We start from the raw sequence: 22,015 nt of genomic DNA on the forward strand, positions 1-22,015 counted from the left end.
CCCGGACGGCAGTCAGTCCGTGGCGATCGCCGGGTCGCTGACGCCCGGCCGGCCGTTCTCGACGTGCCCCGCGAAGCGGCGCAGGAACGCCGGCTCGGCCGCGGACGTGACCGTCAGGTCGTACCAGCGGTGGCTCGAACGCAGGTCGACGGTGCGGTGCACGGTGGCACCGGGCCGGACGGTGACGGTCGTGGGGCGGCCGCCGTAGCCGTCGGCCAGCCGCAGCCGGACGGTCCCCGGCCCCCCGTTGACGAACGTCAGCCGGATGTCGTCGCCGGTATGGCGAGCGGTGACCTCGCACCCCGCAGCCCCGTTCGCCCCCCGGAAGGCACGGAGGAACCCGTTCGGACCGTGCACGGTCAGGTCGTACGACCCTCCGGAGTACGCCGAGTTCCAGCTGTCCGACATCTCCTTGCCGGCTTCGGTCGTATAGGTCCAGGGACCGTCGGCCCGGTTGCCGGACGTGACCAGGAAGGCGGCACCCGCCCGGGCACCGGAGGCGAAGGTCAGCGTGAACCTCCCGGCCGCCGGGTCGACGGAACCGTCCACCACCGGGGCGTACTTCAGCGGACGGGCCGGGCGCGACCCGCGCTCCTGACGGGGCATGCCGGCATCGGCCGGCGGCGTGGGCCGGTAGTCGGGATGACGGTCGCGGTCCGGCGGCTCGTAGGCGTCGGTGTCCGGCAGCCGGGCCGGCCGGCTGTCCCTGCGGGAGAAGTCGAAGGCACTGGTCAGGTCGCCGCAGATCGCGCGCCGCCACGGCGAGATACCCGGCTCGCGCACACCGAAGCGGCGCTCCATGAACCGGATGACCGAGGTGTGGTCGAACGTCTCCGAGCAGACGTACCCGCCCTTGCTCCACGGCGAGACCACCAGCATCGGCACGCGCGGGCCGAGCCCGTAGAAGCCCTCGCGGTGGGTACCGCTGCCCTCGAAGACGTCCAGGGAGACGTCGACGGTGGACCGGCCCTGCGCGGCCGACTTCGGCGGCAGCGGCGGCACCACGTGGTCGAAGAAGCCGTCGTTCTCGTCGTACGTGATGAACAGGGCGGTCCTCGCCCAGACGGCCGGGTTGGAGGTGAGCGCGTCCAGGACCTGGGAGATGTACCAGGCGCCGTAGTTCGACGGCCAGTTGGAGTGCTCGGAGAAGGCCTCGGGGGCGGCGATCCAGGAGATCTGCGGCAGCCGTCCGGCCTTGACGTCGGCGCGGAGCCGGTCGAAGTACCCCTCGCCGTTCTTCGCGTCGGTGCCGGTGCGGGCCTTGTCGTACAGGGGGTCGCCCGGCTCGGCGTTCCGGTACCTGTTGAAGTACAGCAGGGAGTTGTCGCCGTAGTTGCCGCGGTAGGCGTCGGGGATCCAGCCCCAGTGACCGGCCGCGTCCAGGCCGTCGCCGATGTCCTGGTAGATCTTCCAGGAGATCCCGGCCTCCTCCAGCCGTTCGGGGTACGTCGTCCAGTCGTAGCCGAGTTCGTCGTTGCCGAGGACCGGGCCGCCGCCCTGGCCGTCGTTGCCGGTGTGGCCCGACCACAGGTAGTAGCGGTTGGGGTCGGTGGAGCCGATGAAGGAGCAGTGGTAGGCGTCGCAGACGGTGAAGGTGTCGGCGAGCGCGTAGTGGAAGGGGATGTCCTCGCGGGTCAGGTACGCCATGGTGGTGGTGCCCTTGGCGGGCAGCCAGCGGTCGTACTTGCCGTTGTGGTAGGCGTCCTGGCCGTCGGACCAGCCGTGCGGCAGCCCTTCCAGGAACCGCATGCCGAGGTCGTCGGCCTCCGGGCGGAAGGGCAGGACCTCCGTGCCGTCGCTCTTGGTCTGGTGCCACACCGGCCTGCCTCCGTCCAGGCTCACCGGGTGCGGGTCGCCGAAGCCGCGGACACCGCGCAGACTGCCGAAGTAGTGGTCGAAGGAGCGGTTCTCCTGCATGAGGACGACGATGTGCTCCACGTCCTCGATCGACCCCGAGCGGTGGTGGGCCGGGAGCGCGGCGGCCCGCTCGATACTGGCGGACAGCGCGCTGAACGCCGTGGTTGCGCCCGCGAGTTGGAGGAATCGGCGCCGGTTGACTTCGGGCATGGGTGAGGGCCTCTCGTACGGTGCCGGATGCTGAGGGGGTGCGCGCGAAAGGAGTGTTCCAGGAGCAGCGAACGTCGGGGAAGGGCGCCGTGGCGCGGGCGTGAAGGTCGTCGGTACGTGAGGTGTGGCGCCGCGTCGTGGACCGTCCCGGGTCACCGTGCGGACCCGGATGGACCCGGTGAGTGGCCGAGCCAGTTGTCCCGGCGCAGCGCCGCCTCGGTGCCGGTGAGGTACACGGCCGTGGCGAGCCACTGGGCCGTGTACCGGTCGGGACCGCCCCCGTCGAGGCGGCCGAACGCGTCACGGGTGCGGTCGGCGGCCACCGCGCCGAGCGCGGCGGCCAGGGCCGCGCCGGTGACGAATCCGTCGCGGCGCAGCGCGGCGGCGTGGCCGCGCAGGGCGTCGCCGCGCGGGGGTTCGGCGGCGGCCCGGCGGCCCCCGGCGACGGCCAGTTCGACCAGCCGGCGGACGCGCCAGAGCGGCGAGTCGTCCACGGGACCGGCGGGGAGCGGTCCGGGCGGGGCGGGAGGGTCCGCCGGGAAGTGGTCGTCCCGGAGGTGGTCGTAGCCGAGATCGGCACGGCCCCGCCAGTCGTCCGGCAGGCGCAGGGTCGCCTCCGTGCCGGGTACCGGGGCGACGGCGAGCGGGCGGAGGGTGGTGACCCGGTCGGGGTCGAGGCGTCCGACGACCCGGATCCGCAGCCCGGGGTGCTCGCCCAGGCGCCGCAGGTTCGCGGTGTGGGCGAGGGAGGGATGACGGAGTGCGGGGGCCAGCCGGACCGGTCCGGCCGCCCGCCCCGGCAGTACGCGGACCAGCAGGTCCTCGCCGTCGGTGGCGGCGATCTCCACGTCGCGGAGGATCAGTGGCCCGGTGGGCCCGGCTCCGTCGGGGTCCGGGTCCGGCGGAGGCCAGGGCCGTCCGGCGGCGAAGGTGGCGCGGACGCCCGGTTCCGGCAGCAGGCGGCCGTCCGGGGCGACGACCGCTCCGGTGACGATCAGGCCGCCGCGGGACACCCGGAAGTGGTCGCTCAGGAAGGACCGGAGGGCGACATGGGCGGTACCGGCCCGGCGGGCGCGGGCGGGGCCGCCGGGCTTGACGTCGGGAAGCGTGTACGCGTGACCGTCGTCGTCGACGAGGTGGGTGACCACCCCGCCGAGGCCGCCCGGCCCGATCACCGGTTCGCGGCAGACGCCGTACAGCCGCAGCGGCCCGTCGGGGCGGTGGTGGTGGCGGACGGCGCCGATGAGCGCCGGGTCGGGGTCGGCGGACCTCAACCGGTGGGTGACGAGGAGGAGTTCGCACAGGGCGTCGACCAGTGCGGCGAGCGCGCGGGGACCGTGCGGGTCACGCTCGTCACGCAGGTGGCGTACGACGTCCAGGGCGGCGGCCTCCGCACGGTGGAGACCCCCGAGACGGGCGGTGTGGGCGGCACGCAGCAACTCCGCCTGGAGAACCGCTCCGGCCCCGGCGGTCCCGGCGGACAGCACGGCCGCCGCCGCCGTCCAGAGCCCGGAGGCCGCCCGTATCCGGTCGGCGGAGGGAACGAGGACGGACCGGCGCCCCGAACCGGCGAGCGGCTCCTTCTCGGCGCCGGGACGGCCGGGGGCGGCCCGGCGACCGTCGTCAGCGGGACGACCGGCGTCGGCCGGGCGGTCCGGGCCGGTACGACGGCCGGCATCGGCGCCCCGGTCCTGACCCGGACCCGCGCCCCGGCCCCGCCCGGCGGGCCGGGCCGGAACCGGCGTCCGGACCGCGCCCGTGGGCCGGGCCCGGTCCGCCGGGCCGTCCGCGTCGGCCGTGGGCGCCGTGTCGGCGCCCGGGCAGGCGCCCAGTACCGCCGCCAGGTGGAGGCAGCGTGGGGCCAGGAGGCAGGTGCAGTGGGCCTGGCCGGGGGCCGTGACGGTGCCGGACGGGCCGGGGGTCAGGCTCACCCGGGCGTCCTCGCCGCAGCGGACGCGGACGGTGCCGTCCTCGGTGGTGACCGGTGCGCCGGCCAGGGCCTCGACGGCCGCGTCCAGTCTGCCGCGGAGCCTCGTGGTGAGGCTCTCCACCGCGGAGGCGAACACCTCCGGTGCGACGGGTGGAAGTGAGGAACGGCTCATCGGGCCGCTCCGCGGAGGCGCTCGCCCACCCAGCGGGCGAGCGAGAGGGGACTGAGGGCGGCCACCGGCATTCCGGCCGCGACGAGCTGCCGCGCGACCGGTACCGAGTAGCGGGGGGTTCCGTCGCCGTTCAGGGCGGCGCAGCCCAGCAGGTGGACACCGGAGGAGACCAGGGACCTGACCTCGGTCAGCAGACCGTCGACCGCGCCGCCCTCCTCGAAGTCGCTGACGACCACCATCAGGGTGCGGTTCGGCACCGTCACCAGTGTGCGGGCGTGCGCGAGACCGGCCGCGATGTGGGTACCACCGCCGACCTTCACCTCGAGCAGCAGGGAGAGCGGATCGTCGATCCGGTCGGTGAGGTCGACGACCCGCGTGCTGAAGGTGAGGAAGTGGGCGGAGAGCATGGGCGCACCACCGAGTACGGCGGCGGTCAGCGCCGACCAGATGACCGAGGACTCCATGGACGCGGACACGTCGACGACGAGGATCAGCCGCCAGTCGCTCTGCTTGACGGCGCGGGTCCTGAAGACCGGCCGCTCGGGGACGATCCGGACGGTGCCGTCCTCCAGTCGGCGGCTGTGGACGAGGTTGGCCCGCAGGGTACGGGGCAGGTCGAGCCGGCCGCCGGGGCGCCGGGAGGGACGCGGGGTGGTGAGGCCGGTCAGCGTGGGGCGCAGCCTGGCGGCGAGCTCCCGGGCGAGTTCCTCGACCAGCCGTTTGACCAGCGGCCGGAGGCGGGCGATCCGCTGTTCGGGCATTCCCCCGGCGAGCGACAGTACGGCGGACAGCAGCTCCACGGAAGGGCGTACCGAGTCCGGGGCGAGGTGGTCGATCACATCCGTACGGCCCTTGGCCGCGGCGCGTCCCAGGACTTCCTCCCGGATGTCCGCGCCGAAGAGCGCTTCGAGGTCCTCGGCCCAGTGCCGGACACTGGGGTAACCCGGGCCCTGGCCTGCGGTGAGCTCGTCCGTGTCGCCGCCGTGGTCCGGGGCCGTCTGCCCCGCCTCCTCCGCGCCGCCGTCCGTGCCCTCGTCCCCGGTCGGACCCTCCGCTCCGAACAGCTCGTCCAGAGCACGGGCGTACGCCACCAGTTCCGGGGGGAGTTTCGCCGTGTCGCGGCCGAGCAGCAGCCGCCAGCGGTCGGCGGGGCCGAGGCGTGAGGCATCGGGCTCCGCGCCCCGGACGGGCCACCGACCGCTCACCGCGGACGCCTGCCCGTCCGGGACGAGTGCGTCCGGGGCGGAACCGTCCAAGGCCGAACCTCCCAAGGCCGGACCACCCGGGGCGGAACCGCCCAAGGCCGAACCACCCAAGGCCGAACCACCCAAGGCCGGACCACCCAGGGCGGAACCGTCCAAGGCCGAACCACCCAAGGCCGAACCACCCGGGGCGGAACCGCCCAGGGCCGGACCGTCCGTGGGTAAAGGGGTCGCCAGGTCCGCCAGGCCCAGTTCCCTCAGCAGGGCCAGCCCTTCGTGGTCGGCCTCGGCCCACCGGCCGGCCGTCTCGGCGGGCGTGGTGAGCCGGAGGTCGGGCCGGGCGCCGAGCCGGTCGGTCACGGCCGCCAGCAGTCGCCCCCGCCCGTCCGGGGTGAGCGCCTGGAAACCGCCGCGCAGCGCGGGAAGCCGGTCGAGGAAACCCCGGTCGTCCAGGGTCTCGACGCGCTCCAGCAGCGGGTCGAGGGAGGTGGGCAGGGACGCGATCAGCGGTCCGGCGGCGACGAGCAGACCGGCGAGCCGGCGCTCCAGCCGGTGCCGGGTCTCCGGTGCCGTCGCCGAGTCGATCCAGTCGGCGAGTCTCCTGCCCAGCAGCTCCGAGCCGTCGAGGTCGAGCAGTACCCGGGCGGCCAGGGCCGCTCCCTGGACGAGCGGGGAACCGGTGCGCGCGAGCGCGTACAACTCGCCGTCCAGGCGCAGCCCGAGCCGTTCCTCACCGCTGCGGACGGCCAGGGTCACGAGGGCGACGGCGTCCTCCGTCCCGTCGCTGCCGGCCAGCCCGGGCAGGGTGCGGACGGCGGCTTCCAGCAGGAGGTCGCGGAGCGCCGCCGCCCGGAGTCGTGTCCGCTCGGTGGTGCCGGGCAGGTGTTCCCGGTGTATCGACTCCAGCAGGTCCATGCACCGCAGCAGTTCGGGAAGCGTGGCCGCCGCGGGCAGGACCCGCGCGGCCTGCGTGAGACAGTCGCCGACCAGGTCCGGCAGGGCGCACCGGGCCGCTGCCCCCAGCAGGTCGATGACCCGCGCCGGGGTGACTCCGCCGGACTCCGTCGCCCTGCGGTGGTTCTCGCGCAGGGTGCCCTCGGCCGCCTGGGCGGCGGTGACCCCTCTGGCACCCGCCAGGTCGAGCCTGGCCGCGACCGACGGGGTCCAGGCCGCCCGCCAGCGTGTGGTGAGGGCGCTCCCCTCCCTCACGGCGGACACCTCGACCGGCTCCGCGTAGCCCACCCCGCACTCCTTGAGCCGCTGGAGCAGGATCTCGCGCCGGGCGTCGAGGGCGGAGCGCAGCGGCGAGAGCCGGACCTCCCGGTGGCCGGTACTGCCCGGCCCCGGCAGCCGGAGCGAGGCGAGTTCCGCCTCCACCCAGGGGCCGAGACCGGACCGGGGTGTGCCGGGGGCGAGCCGGCCGCGGCCCGTGCCGACCAGCACCGTCTCCAGGATCCGGCCGGGTGGTGGTCCCCCCTGGCCCAGTACGGACGTCACCGCCTCCAGCAGTTCGCCCCGGCCGGGTGCCGCCAGGCCGCGCAGGGTGCCGAGGTCGCAGGCCAGTCGCAGGGTCTCGATCGCCTCGCCGGTGCCCGCGGTGTGGCCGGCCGCGCGGATCTCCCGGCACAGTTCGGTGACGACGCGGGCGGCGGCGTCGCGTATCCGGCCGGGGTCGCCACCGGCGTCGAGCACCGCCTGCTGCCAGCGCGGGTCGCGGATGCCGGCCGGGTATCCGGAGCGGGGGTCCAGCAGGGCGAAGGCGTACGGCACGAGGGAGGTGACGACCGGGGAGCCCGCGCCGGCCCCCTCCCCCACGCCCGTGTCCCCGCCCTCGTCGGTCAGTCCGGGTGCGTGGAAGGCACCGGTCACCGCCGCGACCCGGCGTTTGCCGGCCCCGGCCCCGGCCGCGGCGACGGCCCGGCGCATGTGCGCCTCCCGGGCGAGGTCGACGGCCGCGATGCCGCCGTGGGCCGCCCGGTCCCGGCGCACGGCCAGGCCGAAGCCGAGGGCGGCGCGGCGCACGGCGTCGGGAGCGCTGCCGGGTGCGAGCACTTCCACGGTGCGGTCCCACAGGTCGTCCGCGTCCGCCCCGGCCGCGTCCGCCCCGGCCGCTTCCGGGGCGGCCGTCCACTCCGGTGCCGTGAGGGGCAGGTCGCAGCAGATCACCTCCGCGCCCCGGTCCCGCGCCCAGCGGATCGCCGCCAGTTCCGGGGAGAAGTCGGCGAGCGGGTACAGGCTCAGCCGTCCGTCCTCGTACGCGCCGGCCAGGGCCACCGGCGCCGTGGTGCGCGGATCGGCGAGGTACGGCAGCCAGGGCTGGAAGTCGGCCGGCAGCTCGACGCAGACGGCCTCGGCGCCCGCGGCGTCCAGCAGCCGGGGCACGGCGACGGCCAGTGCGGGACTGTGGTGCCGTACGCCGATCAGGTACGGCTCCGTGCGGGCCGCCAGGGCGGCCACCTCTGCTCTCGCGGTCATGGGTCCAGGTGGGCGGTTCGGCGGGGACGGCCGTACGGGACGGCCGTCCCCCTTCGTGACGGAACTCAGCGACGGCTCTTCCGCGGTCGCGGTACCTCCAGTTCCTCCAGCTGGGGCTCGTCCCCGTCCTGGACCCGCCGCCAGGCCTCGCGGTAGAGCGCGGCGACGGGCAGGGTGGGCACGGCGACGCCCAGGACGGTCCTCTCACCGTCGAGCAGGTCGTACATCGGCAGCTTCCACCGCTCCAGCGGCAGGTGCGGGTTGGTGAGCTGGGTCCAGCCGCCGGGCAGGAACAGGGAGCGTCCGGCCTTGGAGCGGTTGCCCTCGATGACGAGGTCGGTGGCGGCGAGTTCGGCGCGGGCGGCCCGGAGCCTGGCCGTTCCGCCGCGCTGCTTGCCCCAGCCGGTCCAGCGGGCGGTGTTGCGGTCGGTGGGGTCCGGCAGGGCGAGCAGCATCAGGTGGAGGACGGCGGCGTCCTCGCCGATGCCGTACCGCTCGGCCACCTCGCCGACCAGGTCGGGCACGGACCGGGCGGGGTCCTGCGGCCACCACGTCCCGTCCGCGTCGCGTTCGCCCGCCACCGGGTTGCCGGGATCGGCGAGCAGCTCGGCGAACCGCCGGTCGTGGACCAGACGCAGCGCCGTTTCCTGGGCGTTGGGCCGCTCGCCGGTGAACAGGGCCGCCAGATGAGGGTCGTTGCCGGTCGCGTCCAGCAGCGCGGGACGGATGGCGGGGACGGGTTCGGACCCCCCGGTGCCCAGCACGACCGCGCCGTGGCGTACGAAGTCGTCGCCGGTCTCGGCGGGCTCTCCGGCGGCCCGCCGGAACGCCTCCCAGTCGATCCGCCGGTCGACCTCGATCAGCAGGCCGGGGTGGGCCAGCCGGTCGCGCAGCGCGGTGAGTACGCCGGGCAGGGTGGCGCGGATCGGGTCGCCGGCCGGGAGACGGTGGGCGAGCCATGCGGCCAGGGCCACCGAGCCCTTCAGGACCGCGCCGTCGAAGCCGGGCGTCCGCTCGGTGCTCTCCGGGCGGTAGGGGCCGATCCTCCAGGTGAGGTCCCGGGACAGCCGGGGCTCGGCGGTCACGTCGAGGAAGCCGCGCAGCGCCGCGGCCGGCGCCCAGCCCGGGGAGACCACGCCGCGGACCGCGTCGTGGAGCAGTTCCTCGGGGAGGGACGCGCGCCGGCCGAGCCGCTCGTTCCACACCTCGGCCGCGCGGACGGCGTCGGGGCCGTCCGTCCACAGCCGGGACGGGTCGGCGGGCAGCAGCGCCGCGACGACGGCCTGCCGGGCGTCCGCGTCGAGGGACCTCAGCTCGTCCTTGGCCACGCGCGCGTCGGCCGACTTCACGCCGATCGTCCTCAGCGTCGCCGAGGGCACCGCCACGCGCTCGTCGTCGATCATGGGCAGGCCGGCGACCACCAGCCGGGCCATGGTCGGGGTGACGCCGGTGAGCCGCGCGAACTCCTCGGCCACCGCCGGGAACCAGGGCGCCGGTCCGCGCCCGGCGAGCTCGGCGCGGAACGCCGCGGCCCAGCCGGGCGGCCGTGCCGGCTCCGCCACCAGCGGTCCCGCTGCGATCAGGGTGTACGGCGCGGGTGTCTCGAACCGGCCGGACGGGTCGTGGAAGAGCGCTCCGTAGTGCCGGCCGGTGGACTCGCCGCCGGGGTCCCGGTCCTGGAGGAAGCGGAACGCGTGCTCGGGGAAGACCAGGAACGCGCCGTCGCCGAGGTCGAGCACGGTCGCGTCCCCGTACCCCTGAATGGCGTCGGGTCCCTCGAACAGGCTCTGGTCCAGCCGCAGCCGGACCCCCCGCCAGTGCCCGGGGTCCAGGTCCGTGAGCCCCTGCGCGTCGAACTCCTCCAGGTACGCGTCCAACGCCTTCCGGTGCTCCTCCACGACGGCCTCCGAACCGGCCCTCAGGGCCAGGACCGCGGGCAGTACGGGCAGCGCCGGGATGTGCAGGCACTCCAGGGATCTCCGGCTGTCCATGTCGAGGTGGGTCCGGCCCGTGGGAGCCGGTTCGGCCAGGCCCCGCAGGGAGCGGCCCAGCAGGGCCGGCAGGTCGTAGAGGTGGTGGTGGAAGTCGTAGAACCGGCGGCGCCAGCCGATGGTGAGTCCGACGCCGTTCAGCGCCGTCCCGAGCACTTCGTCGCCCACCTTGGGCCGTGGCTCCCGCGGGACCTCCCCGGCGATCGCGGAGTCGAGCCGGGTGAGCGCCGCGTCCAGGACGCGCTGCTGCTCGGCGGCGTACCGCACGACGCCGGTGATGCCCACCCGCAGCGCCTCGTGGCCGACCTCCGGCAGCAGCTTCCGGACCAGTCCGGGCACCAGGTCCTGGTCGTCCCCGGTCGGCTCGTCCGGGTTCCCGGCGTTCCGTGGCCGCTCCGTCACGGCCCCGGTCAGCAGTGCCCGCGCGGTGTCCTCGTCGATCCGGCGGAGTGCCGCGGAGCCCTCCGGGTCGCGGGGCCGGAGCAGGTGCCAGTGGCTCAGGGGCGGCAGCAGCGCGGTGCCCGCGCTGAAGGGCCCGTGCGTCCGGTTCTCCGGGACCTCGGCGAGCGCCGTGCCGTCCGGGTCGAGCAGCCGGACGCCGTTCCAGTGCCGGACCACGGCCAGGGTCCGTTCGGTGCCGGGAAACCGCAGCGCGTGCCGGGGGAACGTGTCCTTGCCGCCGTCCGGTACGACGACCGAGCGTCCGGCGAGGTCCTCGCCCCGCAGCCGGCCGTCCGGCAGCCGCGTCAGGCGCCAGCCGAGGAGCCCGTCCACGGGGGCGCACACCGGACCCGGTACGGCGGTGGGGGCCGGCCGCAGCCAGGAGTTCTGCAGCAGGTGGTCCTCGGGGCCGGTGCCCGACGCCCCGCCGAACCACTCCGGCGCCCCGGGCCCGCCCACGTCGTCGCCGGCCGGGTCGTACGCGCGCCAGGTGCACAGCCTGTCCTCGGCCCCCCGGGTGGCCCACACCCAGTACGACGTACCGTCGCCGATCACCTGCCGCCTCACCGGGACCACCGTGTCCCCCCGGCACAGCACGCCGTGGCCGGTGGTCCGCCCGCCCCCGGGCAGCGGGAGGGAGACGAGAAGCCGGTCCTCGTCGCGTCCGCCCGCCTCACTGTCGCTGTCGCTGTTCAGGTAACCCCCGACAGGCACCGGCGACGGATCCGGGGTGTGACTCCAGTAGCCCTCGGTGCCGGTGGCGTACGAGTTCCACCAGACGAGCAGTTCGCCGTCCACGTACTGGCAGCTGACGCGCCACAGCCGGTCCGTCATGTCCGGCGGGAGCCGCAGCTCGTGGGTGAGCACCGTGCCTTCCGCGCCGATCACCCGGACCTGTGTGCCGGCCATGACGACGAGGTACGGCCAGGCGTCGACGATCCGGACCTTGGGGGCGCGCTGCCCCGGTTCACAGGACGGGAGCGCCTCCTCCCAGGCGGGCCAGCCCAGTTCGTCGAGGACACCGGTGCGCAGCGTGCGGGCGAGCGCGGGGGCGGTCCCGGTGCCCAGCGCGTCCCGTACCGCCTCCTCGGCGACCGCCAGCACCTCTCCCGGCAGCCAGTCCAGTGTGCGCAGCACACCGGAGTAGCCGGAGAACGCGGGCAGTTCGGCGGTGAGGTACCTCCGGCTGACCTCGCCCACCCATTCGGCGAGCATGGGCCGTCCGCCGGGGGACCCGGCCAGGGTGAGGAGGGTCTCCTTGTGGTTGCCCCTGTCGTCCTCGGGGCAGCCGCGCCGGAACGCCGGGCGGAAACGGGTGTCCGCCTCCAGCGCGACGAGGTCGCGCCGGTTGTCGCCGGCGGCCCAGTCGGTCAGGCCGAGCTGCTGCCCGTCCTGTGGTTCCGCCACCGGTACGCGCAGCGACAGGAGCTGGTCGAGGAGGTTCACGTCGCTGACCGGGGGCGGCAACGTGCCTCCGGCGGAGTGCAGTTCGGCACGCAGCGCGTCGGCCATGCGGTCGACGAGCGGAGCGAGCTCCGGCGGGGCGAGACGCCGCTGGTCGACCCGGCACAGAGCGAAGAACCTGCGTGTCCACCCGGCCGTGCCGTCGGGGGACCGTACCTCGGCGGGCAGCGCGGCATCGCAGAGTCCGGCGGTGGCGCCGGACTTCTCCAGCAGGTCCAGCCACTGGGACAGGTCCTCGCCCTCCCACTCCTCGGGCATGAGGCCCAGCAGGGTGCCGCGGACGGCGGGCTCCCGCCGGGTCAGTTCCAGCAGGGCCTGCCGGTGCGCCTTCCACCAGGCGGGCGGCGCCTTGAGGGTGCCGGGCAGCGTCAGCATCTCGCGCAGATGGGCCATCTCCTCCGCCTGCGCGTTCCTGCCCGCGACCGCCTTCGCCAGTTTGCGCAGTTCGGCAGCGCCCGGACTCGACGGAGGCAGCCCGTGCGCCGCCAGCCGGACGAACAGTCCGCGCAGATGCCGGAACGCCGTCGCGGCCGGGACCCGGGAGGTCAGTCCCTTGGCGTAGCTGGAGAGGACCTTCGTCGGCATGGCGTCGGCGAGGGCGAACTCCAGGAACACGGCGTCCATGCGCGCCTCGTCGAACGGCAGCGCGTGGGCCGTCTCGGCCTTGCGCGCGTTGACGAACATCTGGGACGCGTACGCCTTCTCGTCGGCGGCCAGGAAGACCCGGCCGGCCTGCTCGTAGAAGGTCGGCAGGAAGTGCGGTACGGACCCCGCGAGCCGTTCGCCGATCGACTCGTAGGTGGCGCGGGCCCGCTTCGGGCTCGATCTCGCCTTCCGAGCCACCTTGTTCATCTCCTCGACCAGGGACATGGCGAGGTGACCGTCCGAGGGGCGGTGGACCAGCACCCAGTCGGGGAAGCCCAGGGCCCGGGGCCGGCCGAGACCGACCTCCACCGGCTCGCCCTCGGGTTCGAGGCCGAGGAAACCGGTGCGCGGGCCCTCGGTCTGCTCCTCGGTGGTGAGGCGTACGACGATCCTGCCCTCCAGGCCCGGATGGCGGTAGGCCTGGGTGTACATGGGCACGGCCCGGTCGCCCGCCCCGCTGGTGCCCGGCGGCAGCACCGCACCGGCGCGCAGCAGTTCCTCCGGGTCCGCCGGCGCGCCGTCGCGTGTCGTCGGGTCGTTCATGAGTGCGTGCCTTTCCTGGGTGTGCGCTGCCGTGGTGTCGTTCACGCGGCGCCGTCCTCGGTCACGGTGCGGCCGGCGTGCAGGGCCGCGGCCATGCGCATGCCCTCGGACCAGGCGACGGGGCCGACTTCGGTCAGCGGCAGGCTGCGGTAGCCGTCCTCGTCGCTCCAGCTGAGGCCGCCGGTCCAGGCCTTCTCCTCGGTGTAGGGATCGCTCATGCCGACCGAGGCGGTGACGACGCGCCCGCCGTCCAGGATCCGGTCGACGGCGCTGCTGCCGGAGACCTTGTAACCGAGGGACGTGATGCGGGAGGAGAGGTGGAACCACGAGCGGTACTCGGCGCCGGCGAACTCGCGGACCGAGTAGGCGGAGGCGTCGATGCCGGCGGGCTTGTGCCAGGTGGCGCGGTGGATCTGCTCGACACCCTGCGTCACACCCAACTCGGCGGCGAACGTGCGGAGTTCCTCCAGGTCCGGGAGGAGGACGGGGTGGGGCATGGTCACCGTGCGGGGGGCCAGGCGGAGGGTCTCTCCGTCGAGGTCGACCACCCGCAGCTCACCCGAGTCGTCCGCGTCGCGCAGGAAGCCGGTCTCGTCGGGACCGTCACCGACGACGACGATGTCGCGCAGCGCGGACCGCCATGCCTCGTCGGGCCAGAGCCGGGCCAGCAGACCGGTCGGCACCGGCAGCGAGGACACCATCCAGGTGTCGACCTGTGCGGCGCACTCGGCCGCGTGTCGCTCCAGCCACTCGGCGAACCGCTGGAGTTCCCGCACCTCGGGGCGGTCCCGTATCTCTTCCGGCAGAGTTCTCACCTGCTTCGCCGGGGACGGTCCCGATACGGGCCGCGCCACCACCCTGCCCTCCACCAGAGCGACTTCGTACGTGTCACCCGCTGCCAGCCAGCCCATGGGTTGCTCGCCTCTCCCACCACTCGGAATTCGGCACAGCTCGCCCGGCAACGGCCCTGTCGGCGTGCCTCGCTGTGACGACGGTCGAAAGACTAGAGGCACCCACCGACAGTCCACCGGCGCCCGCTCCGGGCCGAGTCGGCGGGGAGGCCTCGGGCGGCGCGGCCCGTCCGGACGGGCGGTGGGATTCGCGCCAGATTGGACGATGACTGTTTCCGGCCGAACCCCGGACGGGGCGAACCCGTCACCCGGTCCGTCCCGCCCGGCGTGGTGCGGCCGCTCCGGCCGGCGATGTGCCGTCGTCACCAGGGCGACGGGGCCGCCGGCGCGGGTGTGACGGCCGGCTGCCGCGTTCCGCGGGGGCGGGCACCGCCCGCCGGAGGGCGTGTGGCTCCGCCGTTTTCGGCCGGGCGGCCACGACCGTTCCCCTCCCCGGGGCGCACTGGGAACGGCGGATTACGTCCGGTGCGGTTCGCACGTGCGTACGCGTCGTGTTGTTCCGGGTGGATCAGGGCACACGGCTCGTGGCGCGGGAGGGGTGTGGTCGGCTGCCGCAGGCGCAGCCGCTGACAAGAGGTGGGGGAGATGGTTCGTACTGTCGTGGTGCACGACGAGGAATTACTGCGGTCGGCGTTGGTGCAACTGCTCAGGTCCGATGCCGCGTTGGAGGTCTCGTGCATGTCACCCGGTGCCGGACCGCCGGATCGCGACGTGTCGCCGGCGGACGTGTGGGTCGTGGACGGTGACTGCCTGCGGGGGCCGGGGCAGGCGCACGACGCGCCCTTCCCCGGGGGGCCGGGGCAGGCGCACGACGCGCCCTTCCCCGCCCGGCGCGGGGACCGGCTCGTCGTGCTGACGACCGCCAAGCGGCCGGGGATCCTCCGCCGGGCGTTCGACGGCGGTGCTCTCGGGCTGGTCGACAAGAACGCCCCGGCGCACCGGCTGATCACGGCGGTGCACACGGTCGCCAAGGGGGAACGTTTCCTCGACCAGACGCTCACGGTCGCCCTGCTGGAGGGCGCGGAGATGCCGCTGACCACCCGCGAGCTGAGCGTGCTGTCCCTCGCCTCCCAGGGGGCGCCGATGGCCGAGATCGCGGCCCGGCTGCACCTGTCCCGGGGCACCGTCCGCAACTACATGGCCACGGCGATCCGGAAGGTGGGCGCCCGCAACCGGGTCGACGCGATACGCATCGTCCAGAACGCCGGATGGACGTGACGGGCCGTGCGGTGACCCCACCCTGACCGGGCCGGCCCCGGTCAGGGCTCCCGGGCCGGGCCGCCGTTCCAGTGGCCCGTCAGGTCACGGTAGAGCGGCGAGCGTTCCAGCACCTCCTCGTGCGTGCCGCACACCGCCTCCGTCCCGTCCAGCACCAGCACCCGGTCGGCGCGGACGGCCGACGACAAGCGGTGCGCCACCACCAGCAGCGTTCCCGGGCGCCGCGCGAGGGCCTCCTCCGCGCGCGCCTCGGACGCCGGATCGAGGTGGCAGGTGGCCTCGTCGAGCAGCAGCAGGGGCGCGGGGGACAGGTAGGCGCGTGCGAGCGCGACGAGCTGCCGTTCGCCCGGGGACAGTCCGGCGGGCCGCACCGGTGCGTCGAGTCCGCCCAGGCGCTCGACGAGCGTCCGCAGGCCGAGGGCCCCGACGGAGGCGTCGAGGTCCGCGCGGTCCGCGTCCGGACGCAGGTACGCGAGGTTGTCACCCACGGTCCCGGAGAAGACGTACGCCTCCTGGGGCACCAGCACACGCAGCGCGGCGAGTTCGGCGGGGGCGCGCCCGGTCACCTCCCGGCCGGCCACCCGTACCTCGCCGCCGCTCGGCGCGAGCGTCCCCGCGACCAGGCGGGTGAGCGTCGACTTGCCGATGCCGCTCGGTCCGACGACGGCGAGGCGCTCGCCCGGGGCGACGCACAGGTCGAGCGAGTCGAGGACCGGTTCGGCGCGGGCGCCGTAGGACAGGGTCACGGACCGCAGCTCCACCGCCGCGGCCGGTCCGCCGCGCGCGGCCGGGTGCGCGGGCTCCGGCCGCGCGCGGCGCCCGGCCTCCGACGCCGACGCCTTCGTTCCCGCCGGCTCCGACTCCGACTCCGGCTCCGGCTCCGGCTCCGGCTCCGGTCCGATGATCCGGTCGAGGACGACCAGCAGCCGGGCCCCCGCCGCACCGAGCGCGGTCATCAGTGTGTGCAGGGCGGGCAGCAGCGACTGGACGAGATAGGTGAAGGCACCCAGCAGCGCGCCCGCCGTCACTCCTCGCCCGCGCAGCCACGGCACCGCCAGCAGCAGCGCGAGGACGGGCAGATGGCCGGAGACGCCGAGCGCCGCCGTGCGCACCGCCGCCCAGCCTGCCAGGACACGGGCCGCCGCGGCGGCCCCGTCGACCAGCTCCGCGCCGCGCCGCGCCGCCTCGGGCCCGGTTCCGCAGGCCGTCAGGTCCCGCAACGCCGCCCGTGACCGGGCCGCGTGGTCGCCCAGCGCCTCGTCGGCCGCCAGGGCGCGTCGCTGAGCCGCCGCCATGGGCCGCAGCGTCACCAGGAACAGCGCCAGGCCGCCCGTCAGCGGTGGCAGCACCACCACGAGGAGGGCGGGGTGCAGCGACAGCAGTCCCAGCAGCGCTCCGACGGCGGTGAAGACGAAGGACCGCAGGGTCAGGACGAGACCGGCGAAGCTGTCCCGGGCGATCTCGACCTGGTTCGTCAGCCGGGAGACGGCCGCCCGGTCCGTCCCGCCGGCCCCGCCCGGGACGGCCCGGGCCAGGGACCGGTCGACCGCGCGCCGCACCAGGCCGTCGCGCAGCGGTTCCGTCAGCCCGGCGAGCTGGGTGAACACGCCCCGGATCACCGGGGCACCGAACAGTACGGCGACCAGCGCGACCGCGAGCCACGACAGCCCCCGGCGCACATCACCGGCGAGGAACCCCTGGTCGACGGCGTGGGCGACGCCGTAGCCCACGAGGAACGCCTGCCCGGTCTCGACGAACGACCAGAGCGCGAGCCGCGCGGACACGCCCATGCGACGTGCGAGGAAACGACGGGCGGGCGACGCGATATGGCGCAACGCCCCAGCCCCGTCGCCCGGACCCGCGCCGCGCGTCACCACCGCACCCCCTCGGGCCGGGACCGGCACACGGCGCTCACACCCGGTGCCACAGCCTCAGTGACCAGAACGAGGAAACGACGGGCGGGCGACGCAGTACGACGCGACACCCCAGCCCCGTCGCCCGGACCCGCGCCGCGCGTCACCACCGCACCCCCTCGGGCCGGGACCGGCACACGGCGCTCACACCCGCTGCCACAGCCTCAGTGACCAGAACAAGGAAACGACGGGCGGGCGACGCAGTACGACGCGACACCCCAGCCCCGTCGCCCGGACCCCGCGCACCCGCTCCGGCGTCGCGCGTCACCGCCGCGCCTCCTCGGGTTCGGGCCGGTGTGTGGTGCCCGCACGCGGTGCCGCGGCGCCGAAGACCGACCGGTAGCCGGGCGTGTGCCACAGTTCGCGATGGGGTGCGACGGACCGCACTCCCCCGTCCTCCAGCCAGATCACCAGGTCCGCCCGGGCCGCCACCGACGGGCGGTGCGCGACGACCAGCCTGGTTCCGGGCCGCACCGAGTGGCGCAGCGCCCGGTCCACCTCGTGCTCCGTGGCGGTGTCCAGACTGGACGTCGCGTCGTCCATGATCAGCAGTCGTCCGGCGTGCGCGAACGCCCGGGCGAGCCCGAGGCGCTGGTGCTCACCGCCCGAGAGCGGCGCCGTGGGCAGCGGGGTGGCATAACCGCTCGGCAGCCGGCGGACGAAGCCGTCGGCGCCGGCGGCACGGCAGGCTTCCCGGACCTGTTCGGGCGACACCTGCCGGGGGCCGGCGGCGACCGCTTCGGCGACCGTGCCGTCGTCCAGAGCCGGGCGCTCGAAGGCGTAGGCGACCTCGGTGCGCAGCGCCTCCCGGGTCAACCGGTCGAGGCGGACACCGTCCAGCAGCACATGTCCCTCGTCGGGGTCGATCAGCCGCCCCGCCACGGCGGCCAGGACGGACTTGCCCGCTCCGCTGCGGCCGACCACCGCGACGGTGGTGCCGCCCTCCACCCGCACACCGTCAACGCGCAGGACCTGCCTGCCGTCGCGCACCACCCGCACGCCGCGCAGTTCGAGATCGCCCGGTCCGGCCGGGGGGAGCCGCCGCGTCCCGTAGTCCAGCGTGGGCATGCCTGCCAGTGCCAGGGCCCGGTTCCGTGCCTCGCGGCCCCGTACCACCGTGCCCAGCAGGGACGCGGCGCCGCCGACGCCGGCCGTCAGCTGCGCGTACCGGCACACGGCGAGCAGCTCGCCCACGCTCAGGGCGCCCGACGCCAGCCGCAGGCCGCCGACGGCCGTGGCGGCCAGGGTGAGCAGGGGGACCAGGACACCGCTTCGGCCCAGAGCCCGTCCGTGCAGCGCCCACATGCGCCGGCCCAGGGCGGCGAGCTCCTCCAACGGCGCCAGTATGCGGGCGCGTTCGCGGGCGACGGTCCCCGCGGCGGCGATCGTCGCCGCGCCCTCCAGGGCCTCCAGCAGCCGGGACGCGATCTGTGACTGCGTGTTCTGGTAGGCGGCCACCGAGGCACCGGTGTCGCGGGCGAAGGTCCGCAGCACCAGCGCCAGGGCGGGCAGCCCGGCCAGCACGCAGGCCGCCACCCACACGTCGACGACGGCCAGCGCCACGAGCGCGCCCACCGGCGTGACCATCGAGGCCGCCAGCGCCGCCCGGGCCGCCGGGGCGCCGCCCGCGTCGGCGGCGTTGAGGGTCAGGCGGGTTCCGACGTCCCCCGGCGTGAAGGGCCCCGCGCGCTCCGGTACGGCGCGCAGCAGGCCGTCGAGGGCGCGGGAGCGGACGGAGGCCGTCCAGCCGGCGTTGCAGCGGCCGGTGAACAGGGAGGTGAGGCTGTCGAGGAGCAGTTCACCGAGGAGCAGTACGGCACTCAGCGCCAGCCAGCGTCCCGCGGCGCCGTCGGCTCCGCCGTCGCGCAGGAGCAGGTCCAGTGTGCGGCCGAGGGCGAAGGGCTGGGCCACCGTCGTCGCGGCCGCTCCGACCGAGCACAGCAGTACCAGTACTTCGGGCGTGCGCCCCGGCTCCGCGCCGCCGGCTCCGTCCCGCGCCCGGAACCCGGTCGTCAGCACCGGCCGATCTCCTTCCGTCCGTCCACCGGAACAGGCGACGGCGCCCCGGGCGGGAGCCCGGGGCGCCGGAGCCGAACGACATGACTCACCGCGTCACCGCGGCGGTCGACACCGGCGTCAGTTACAGGTGGTGACGCTCAGGCTGCTGTCGCCGCAGAGCAGCAGGCTCGCGCGGCTGCCGGTCTCGACGTCCCCCATGGCCTCTTCCTTGGGGGTCTCCATCGACTGCAGGTCAAACAGGTTCATGACATCTTCCCTTCGTAGGACAACGGGTTGTCTTCTTTCATCACGACCCCTGGAAGGGGCCGAGTCATATGGCCGCCCCGCGTGCGCGGCGGCGGAAGGAACGGCAGCCCGGCGGACGGGGCACCGTGGGCGGAGGCGACGGCCAGCAGGCATCCGGCCGTGCCCGTGGAGAGGTCCATGGACAGGCGCATCATCTGCTCACCGGGGAAGGCGAGCCGGTCGCGGTAGGCCATGGCGTGCCAGGACAGCGCGTCGAGCTGACGCCGGACGGCCTCCGGACCGGTGCCGGGTGCCCCGGCCGTCGTGCGGGCGAGGTACAGCACCATCCCGGACACGCCCCGGTACAGGCCCGGCTGGGCGTAGAACATGGCCTGCGCCGCGGCCACGATCTCGCCTCTCGCCCGCTCGAACTCCTCGTCCTCCCGGTGCGCCAGGTAGTCGTCGAGCACCATGCCGATGCCCACGCTGCCCGCGCCCAGGTAGGGCATGGTCCGCCAGCCCTCGTCGACCTGCAGGGCGCCGCCCGCGCCGCGGACGCAGCGGGCGAGGTCCTGGCGCAGCGCGTCCCGCGCGAGGTCGAGCAGGGCGGGGTCCCGGTCGCGTTCGTACAGCCGCAGGAAGAGCAGGGCGCGTCCCGCCGCGCCGTACAGCAGCCCCGCGCGCGCCCGGCCGGTGCTCCCGTCCCCGGGGCTCCCGTCCCCGGGGCTCCCGTCCCCGGGGCTCCCGTTCCCGGCCGGCCCGCCCCGGGCGGTCAGCTCGGCGCAGCGCCGGGCCGCCGCGTGCAGGGCGGTCTCCCCGGTGGCCGCGGCCAGCGAGTCCAGGGCCAGGCCCAGTCCGGCGGTGCCGCTGTGCAGGTCCGGGGCCAGGTGGTCGAAGGGCTGGTCGAGGAGCAGTTCGGCGAGGTCGAGGGCGCGATCGCGGTGGCCGAGGTGTTCCAGCGTCCAGGCGAGGCCGGCGAGCCCGTCGTGGAAACCGAGCGGCATGCCCGACGGCGGTTGCTTGGTCCGCTCCAGCAGCCACTGCTCCCCGTCCTCGTCCCTTCCCGCCCCGCTCCCGGCCAGGGCGTACAGCACTCCTGCCGCGCCGTGGCCGAAGGCCAGTCCGCCGCCGGCCGTGGCGAACTGCGCGATGTCGCCGGGGAAGAGACGGTCGGTACGGGACGGCGTCGCCGACGCGCGGATGGCAGCGGCCATCGAGTCCCGGCTGCGGGGCCAGTCGTCCGGCCGGACCGGCACCACCGGCCCGTCCGCCCGTCGCGCCGCCGGGGCGCCGGTGGTGGCACCGCCCGTGATCTCGTCGACCGCCGCGTCCAGGAAGGCCCGGTCCACCGGGAACTGCCCCGCCACCACATCGGCGAGATGGGCCGCCTTGCGCCGGTCCAGCGCCAGCAGGCTGGTGAGCGGGAGGAACAGCGCGAGCCGCAGACAGGCCAGCGCGTACCGGTCCACCGCGACACCCCGCCGGTCGGACGGCGCCACGAACCCCGGGTTGGCGACGGTCTGCCGGCCGGGCTCGCCGACCTGGTGCGCCGCCTCGAAGTCCAGCAGGGCGACACTGCCGTCCTCACGGATCATGATGTTGAACAGGTGCAGGTCGTTGAAGACCACGCCCCGGGCGTGGACGTCCTCGACGGCGCGTTCCACCCGCGCGTGGACGTCGAGGGCCCAGGCCGTGTACTCGGCCAGCCGCTCCGCCCCGGGGTCGGCCTCGATGAGCGGGTGACGGCGGGCGAAGAACGTGTTGAGCGGCTTGCCGTCGATGTGCTCCAGCACCAGGAAGTGGTGCTCCCCGACCGTCAGGTGATCGAGCACCTCGGGTGTGCAGCCGAGACCGGACAGCCGTTCCAGCGCCCGGCGTTCGCGGTGCAGCCGGGTCACGGCGTCCGCGCCGTCGGCCGCCAGACCGGCGTGCGGCCGGGCCTCCTTGAGGACGACCCGTTCCCCGGTGCGGGAGTCGCGGGCGAGGTAGACACCGCCGCCGTTGGAGAAGTGCAGCGCCGACTCGACCGTGTAGGGCAGGCCGCCCACGGTCAGCGCGTCCCGGGCCGCCAGGTGCGGGCGGAGGAAGGCGGGCGGCTCCACCCAGTCCGGCACGCGGAAGACGGGGCCGCGCAGGTCGGGCACCAGCACCCCGTCGGGGCCGGTCACGGCCGGCCGCAACTCCCCTTGCGCGTCGTAGCAGTTGCGCCGGGTGAAGCCGCCGTACCGGACGTGCACGGGTCCTTCGCCGAGCCGCAGGTCGCTCAGGATGTACGGTCCGGGTTCGCCCGCCAGCAGCTCCGACAGCTCGCCCGCGAGCCGTTCGAACCGCGCCTCGTCCGCCGGGTACACGGTGATGAACTTGCCGCTGCCCGCCCGGTCCGCGTACTTGGCGTTGCGCTGGTGCAGCAGATAGCGGCTGGGGACGAACTTGAAGGCCGTGCCGCCGGCGACACAGTGCCGCCACACGCGTTCGAGCACGGACTCGGCGTTGTCGAGACAGGCGGAGACGTGGATCTTCCAGCCCTGGTCGGGCAGTTCGGCGTCGGCCGGACGCAGGGCGAGCCAGTCCCCGCTCTCGTTCCGCTGCCATCCCGGCGGGACGGGCCACGAGGCCGCGGCGTACCGGGAGCGCCCGGTGCCGGCCGGGGAGACGGTGCGGTGCGGAGCGTCGTAGAAGTACGGGTCCGCGTCGCAGTACACGGCATAGCCCTTGTTCACGCCGTCTCCCTCCCACCGGTTGCTGACGGGCATGACGCTGTCACGGGGCGTACCGTCCCGCACAGTCACCGCTGTCATC

At 75.1% G+C, this 22,015-nt stretch carries 10 protein-coding genes; 1 reads left to right on the forward strand and 9 read right to left on the reverse strand.

The genetic code is table 11. The features are described 5' to 3' along the window. Positions 1–12 precede the first annotated feature (12 nt). From ACIA6T_RS18545 to ACIA6T_RS18565, 5 genes are all read right to left on the reverse strand, one after another. Positions 13–2,067 carry a phosphocholine-specific phospholipase C gene (locus tag ACIA6T_RS18545; RefSeq protein ID WP_399447541.1) on the reverse strand — a complete coding sequence of 685 codons (2,055 nt, stop codon included), beginning with the start codon at positions 2,065–2,067 and terminating at the stop codon, positions 13–15. A 152-nt stretch (positions 2,068–2,219) separates the two neighbouring features. Then, the gene (locus ACIA6T_RS18550) at positions 2,220–4,169 is read right to left on the reverse strand and encodes a hypothetical protein (RefSeq protein WP_399447542.1); all 1,950 of its coding nucleotides are present in this window, start codon (positions 4,167–4,169) and stop codon (positions 2,220–2,222) included. Continuing rightward, positions 4,166–7,846: a DUF5682 family protein gene (locus ACIA6T_RS18555; RefSeq protein ID WP_399447543.1), complete on the reverse strand. Its 3,681-nt coding sequence runs from the start codon at positions 7,844–7,846 to the stop codon at positions 4,166–4,168. The genes ACIA6T_RS18550 and ACIA6T_RS18555 overlap by 4 nt, the downstream gene beginning before the upstream one ends. 65 nt (positions 7,847–7,911) lie before the next feature. After that, on the reverse strand, positions 7,912–12,930 hold the full coding sequence (locus ACIA6T_RS18560) for a DNA-binding protein (RefSeq protein ID WP_399447544.1): 5,019 nt from the start codon (positions 12,928–12,930) through the stop codon (positions 7,912–7,914). A gap of 41 nt (positions 12,931–12,971) precedes the next feature. After that, a complete protein-coding gene (locus tag ACIA6T_RS18565; protein WP_399447545.1) occupies positions 12,972–13,841 on the reverse strand; it encodes a DUF4132 domain-containing protein in 870 nt (289 codons plus the stop codon). A gap of 585 nt (positions 13,842–14,426) precedes the next feature. On the opposite strand from ACIA6T_RS18565, the gene ACIA6T_RS18570 reads away from it, so the two are divergent. Beyond that, a complete protein-coding gene (locus ACIA6T_RS18570) occupies positions 14,427–15,059 on the forward strand; it encodes a LuxR C-terminal-related transcriptional regulator (protein ID WP_399447546.1) in 633 nt (210 codons plus the stop codon). A 41-nt stretch (positions 15,060–15,100) separates the two neighbouring features. Here the strand turns inward: ACIA6T_RS18570 and ACIA6T_RS18575 are convergent, their stop codons facing one another. The 4 genes from ACIA6T_RS18575 to lanKC form a co-directional block, all read right to left on the reverse strand. Beyond that, a complete protein-coding gene (locus ACIA6T_RS18575; RefSeq protein ID WP_399447547.1) occupies positions 15,101–16,849 on the reverse strand; it encodes an ATP-binding cassette domain-containing protein in 1,749 nt (582 codons plus the stop codon). Positions 16,850–17,236: 387 nt separating this feature from the next. Further along, positions 17,237–18,991, reverse strand: a complete 1,755-nt coding sequence (locus ACIA6T_RS18580; RefSeq protein WP_399447548.1) for an ABC transporter ATP-binding protein — start codon at positions 18,989–18,991, stop codon at positions 17,237–17,239. 117 nt (positions 18,992–19,108) lie between these two features. Next, complete coding sequence (locus tag ACIA6T_RS18585) at positions 19,109–19,237, reverse strand: SapB/AmfS family lanthipeptide (RefSeq protein ID WP_006130296.1); 129 nt, start codon at positions 19,235–19,237, stop codon at positions 19,109–19,111. Next, positions 19,234–21,936, reverse strand: coding sequence for a class III lanthionine synthetase LanKC (gene lanKC, locus ACIA6T_RS18590; RefSeq protein ID WP_399447549.1), 2,703 nt, complete (start codon positions 21,934–21,936; stop codon positions 19,234–19,236). The genes ACIA6T_RS18585 and lanKC overlap by 4 nt, the downstream gene beginning before the upstream one ends. Between the last annotated feature and the right edge of the window lie 79 nt (positions 21,937–22,015).

Origin of the sequence: Streptomyces sp. NPDC051740 (assembly GCF_044453165.1) — a bacterium.
GTDB classification, from domain to species: domain Bacteria; phylum Actinomycetota; class Actinomycetes; order Streptomycetales; family Streptomycetaceae; genus Streptomyces; species Streptomyces atrovirens.